Annotated in this window: 3 protein-coding genes and 1 pseudogene; all 4 read left to right on the forward strand. The window is 70.6% G+C overall.

Annotation, left to right across the window (positions count from 1 at the left end; genetic code table 11):
• Window positions 1-201: pseudogene (locus ACFWR9_RS41850) on the forward strand (ABC transporter permease); the annotation flags it as partial.
• Between the two features lie 129 nt (window positions 202-330).
• A complete protein-coding gene (locus ACFWR9_RS41855) occupies window positions 331-534 on the forward strand; it encodes a hypothetical protein (protein ID WP_383852683.1) in 204 nt (67 codons plus the stop codon).
• 73 nt (window positions 535-607) lie between these two features.
• Entirely contained in the window at window positions 608-2,386 is a 1,779-nt protein-coding gene (locus ACFWR9_RS41860) for an ABC transporter ATP-binding protein (RefSeq protein WP_383852685.1), read from the forward strand.
• Between the two features lie 72 nt (window positions 2,387-2,458).
• Window positions 2,459-4,396: a multicopper oxidase family protein gene (locus ACFWR9_RS41865; RefSeq protein ID WP_383852688.1), complete on the forward strand. Its 1,938-nt coding sequence runs from the start codon at window positions 2,459-2,461 to the stop codon at window positions 4,394-4,396.
• Window positions 4,397-4,505 lie beyond the last annotated feature (109 nt).

Consider the following 4,505-nt stretch of genomic DNA (forward strand, 5'->3'; position numbering starts at 1 on the left):
GCCGAGATCATCGCCTCCTTCCCCGACCTCGGCATCGGCCTGGGGCAGTTGCTGGAGAACGGCCGCAACGCCAGCGACATGGCCATGGTCTTCGAGGCCATCCTGCTCATCCTGACCGTCGGCATCGCCATCGACCTGCTGATCTTCAGCCCGCTGGAGCGGTGGGTGCTGCGCAGCCGCGGTCTGCTGGTCATGTCCTGACGGCGGTGCGCCCCGGCCCCTGCCCCGGGCCCGGTCACTCCAGCCGCACTCGACGGATCGCCCGCCCGTTCTCAAGGGGCGTCGATGAGGGTGACGGTGAACGGGTTGGCCGGCGAAACGGAGACCGTCATGCGGGCACGGGGCGCATCCGCTGTGAGGGCCCTCGGCCGGAGTTTCGGCGAGGGCGTCATGTGGATGGGGTTCGGATGGTTCGGGGCGTTGCCGCCCCATCCGTGGTCCGGGTACGCGGTGCCGCCCGTCGAGCAGCCGTGTCTGCCGCCGCTGTCGCAGGAGGAGTTCGTGCGGTGGACGGCGCCGGTCAAGGACCTGTGAGAGGTGGCCGCTGCCCGTGCGCGGCCTGTGAACGTTCCCGCCCGACGACAAGCCGACGAATAAGGAGACCCAGGTGAGGCGCACCGGGCCGGCCGCTGCTCATGTTCCTGTGCCAAAGCGGCGCATACTCAAGCTGTTCCGTCCCTACCGCAGGAGCCTGCTGTTCGTCGGCTTTCTGGTGGCGGCTTCGTCGCTGGTCTCTCTCGTCAACCCGTTCCTGATCCGCGAGATCATCGATGTGGCGCTGCCGCAGGGCAGGACCGGGCTGCTGTCCGTGCTCGCGCTGGGCATGGTCGTCGTCGCGGTCGCGAACAGCTCGTTCAACGTGTGGCAGACCTTTCTGTCCGCGAAGGTGGGCCAGCTCGTCATGCACGATCTGCGTACCGCCGTCTACTCCCATCTCCAGCGCATGTCGCTGGCTTTCTTCACCCGGACCCGTACCGGTGAGGTGCAGTCGCGGATCGCCAACGACATCGGCGGGATGCAGGTGACGGTGACGACGACCGCGACGGCGCTGGTGTCGGACGTGACCACGGTGATCACGACGGTCACCGCGATGGCGCTGCTCGACTGGCGGCTCACGCTCGCCTCGCTGTTCGTGCTGCCGGGTTTCGTGTGGGTGAGCCGTCATGTCGGGGACGAGTTGCGGGTTCTCACCCGTGCGCGGCAGCGTCAGTTCGCGGACCTGTCGTCGAACGTCCAGGAGTCGCTGTCGGTCAGTGGGATCATGCTCGGTCACACCATGGGGCGTTCGCGTTCGCTGAGCGACGCCTTCGCGGGGCAGTCGCGCAAGCTGACCGACATCGAGGTGCGGGCCAGCACGGCGGGCCTGTGGTATCAGTCCACGATCTGGATCGTGATGGCGGCCATGCCGGCGGTGATCTACTGGGTGGCGGGGCTGACCGGCAGCGGCGGCCACATGTCCATCTCGATCGGTGCGCTGGTCGCCTTCGCCACGCTCCAGCAGATCCTGTTCCGGCCGGCGCAGCGGCTGCTGACGATCGGTCTGGACATCCAGAGTTCCCTGGAGTTGTTCGGCCGTATCTTCGAGTACCTCGACCTGCCCGTGGACGTCGCCGAGCCGGAGCGGCCGGTGGTGCCGGCGAGTCTGCGGGGCGAGGTGCGGCTGCGCGGGGTCGGTTTCCGCTATGCCGGTGCCGAGCGGGCGACGCTGGAGGGTGTCGATGTGACGGTGGCCGCGGGGCGCAGTCTCGCCGTCGTCGGGGAGACCGGCTCGGGCAAGACGACCCTGAGCTACCTCATACCGCGGCTGTACGACGCGACGTCGGGCACCGTGACGATCGACGGTGTCGACGTGCGTGACCTGTCGTTCGACACGCTCGCCGCCGCCGTCGGTGTCGTCTCCCAGGAGACGTACCTCTTCCACGCCTCGGTCGCCGACAATCTCAGGTTCGCCAAGCCCGACGCGAGCCAGGAGGAGCTGGTCGCCGCGGCGCGGGTGGCGCACATCCACGACTACCTGATGTCGCTGCCCGACGGCTACGACACGGTGGTGGGCGAGCGCGGATACCGGTTTTCCGGCGGGGAGAAGCAGCGGCTGGCCATCGCCCGGGCGATCCTGCGCGATCCGCCGGTGCTGGTGCTGGACGAGGCGACCAGTGCGCTGGACACGCAGACCGAGCGGGCCGTACAGCAGGCCGTCGACGCGGCGAGCGCCGGCCGTACGACCATCACGGTCGCGCACCGGCTGTCGACCGTCCGCAACGCCGACGAGATCCTGGTCCTGGACGGGGGGCGGGTCGCCGAGCGCGGCACCCATGACGAACTGCTCGCCCTGGGCGGTCATTACGCGACGCTGGTGCGGCGGGACGGCGAGATGGCCGTGGTGTAGCCGGGCGCGGCCCGGGAGGGGTGCAGCGGACCTCGAGCGGTTCTGGAGGGGTCATTGCCTACGATCCGGCAAATGGAGACCGCGTCTGCCGAAATACCGGACCCGCACTCGGTCGGCCGGCGCGCCCTGCTGCGCGGTGGTGCCGTCGCCGGGCTGGGTGCGTTCGTGTCGTCGTCGTCCGTCTTCGCCTCGCCCGGCCCGGCGGCCTCGGCCGGCGCCGCCGAGCCGCCGGCGGAGGGACTGCTGCTGACGAAGTTCAAGGATCCGCTGCGTGTACCCCGGGTGCTGCGTCCGCGTGAGCGCGGCGGGCACGACGAGCTGACGGTGCGCATGCGCACCGCGGACGTCATCGTGCACTCGGAGCTGCCCGCGGTGCGGATGTGGACGTACGAGGGCAGCTGTCCGGGTCCGACGATCGAGACGGTCCGCGGGCGGCGGCTGCGGGTGGTGTGGGAGAACGGGCTGAGCGGGAACATCCCGGTCACCGCCGTGGAGTTCGGGCGGCCCGGCGGCCCGATGCCGGATCCGCTGTCCAACTATCCCGGCACGGAGGGCTGTCGGGAGGTGGCGGGTGTGGCCGGCCTTGAGCCGTGGGCGGCGGTGCATCTGCACGGCATGCTGACCGGTGGCGGCAACGACGGCTGGATGGAGAACCTGCTCGCTCCGGGCGAGGTGCAGTTGTCGGCGTATCCCAACGACCAGGCCGCGACGACCCTCTGGTATCACGACCACTCCCACCACGTGAGCCGGTTCAGTGTGTACGCGGGTCTGGCGGGCCTGTTCGTGTGCCGCAACGCCGAGGAGCGTGCCCTGGACCTGCCGCGGGGCCGGCACGAGGTGCCGCTGGTGCTGAGCGACCGCAACTTCGCGCTGGACGGGGCGGGGGCGCCGGCCGGGCGTCTGGTGCACAAGGTGGAGATGGTCGGCACGAAGCTGATGCGGGCCCACGCCGCTCCCTACACCCTGGTCAACGGTGTGGTGTGGCCGTATCTCGACGTTCAGCCGCGCTGGTACCGGTTCCGGATCGTCAATACGGCCAACTCCCGGATCTACCGGCTGATGCTGCTGGCCGACGGCTCGCCCGTGGCCGGTGCCTTCCAGGTGATCGGTACCGACCAGGGGCTGGTCGACCGGCCGCTGCCGGTGGAGGGGGCGCTCAACCTCTCCCCCGGTGAACGCGCGGACGTGCTGGTGGACTTCGGTGCGTTGCGCGGCCGGGCGGTGAAGCTGGTCAACACGATGGAGGGCGTGACCCCGGGCGGCTCCAGTGTCCGTGACGATCTGCTGGAGCCCGATGTGATGCAGTTCCGTGTCGCCGGCCGCGGTTCCGGCGGGCGGTTCACCCTGCCCCGGACCCTGTCGCCCAGCTTCGAGCGGCCCACGCATCACGATCTGCCGCACGGCGGCCGTCCCCGGTGGGTGGTGCTGGTCGGTCCGGGCGCGGCGAACGTGCCCGAGCTGTGGGAGATGGAGGAGGTGGAGCCGGCCGACGCGGAGCAGATCTCCCTGCCCAGCGCGGGCATCGTCCAGGTCAGGGATGCCGAGGGTGCGGTGACCACGCTGCGGCGTACGGCCATGCGTTACGACGACGGGAACGCGTTCACCGTGGCGCACGGCGGTGTGGAGATCTGGAAGTACCTGAATCTCGCCGCCTCGCCGCATCCCATGCACATTCACCTGGCGCACTTCCATGTGCTGTCCCGGGAGCACTACGACGTGAGCGGTTTCGACCGGGTGGTGCGGGGTTCGGGCAGGCCGGTCGCGTTTTTGGGGGCGGCGGAGCTGGAGGCGCACGAGCGCGGGGAGAAGGACACCGTCCGGGTGGGTACGGCCGGTCGGATCGTGCCCGGGCCGGACGGGACGCCGGGTGAGATGGTCACCGTGGCGGTGCGTTTTCCCGTCGTCGGCAGGGGGGTGCACCACTGTCACATGCTGGAGCACGAGCAGCACATGGTGCGTCCGCTGGTGGTGGGCCCGGCCGGTCACCGGCACGCGGGCGGCCACCACTGACACGCCGTGTGCGCGCGGCGGGGGGGGGGGGGCGGGGGCGGCTGGGGGACGTGGGGGGGTGGGGGGGGGGTGGGGGGGGGGGTGGCGGGGTGGCGGGGGTGGGGGGGGC

Source organism: Streptomyces sp. NPDC058534 (assembly GCF_042717365.1).
Classification (GTDB): Bacteria; Actinomycetota; Actinomycetes; order Streptomycetales; family Streptomycetaceae; genus Streptomyces.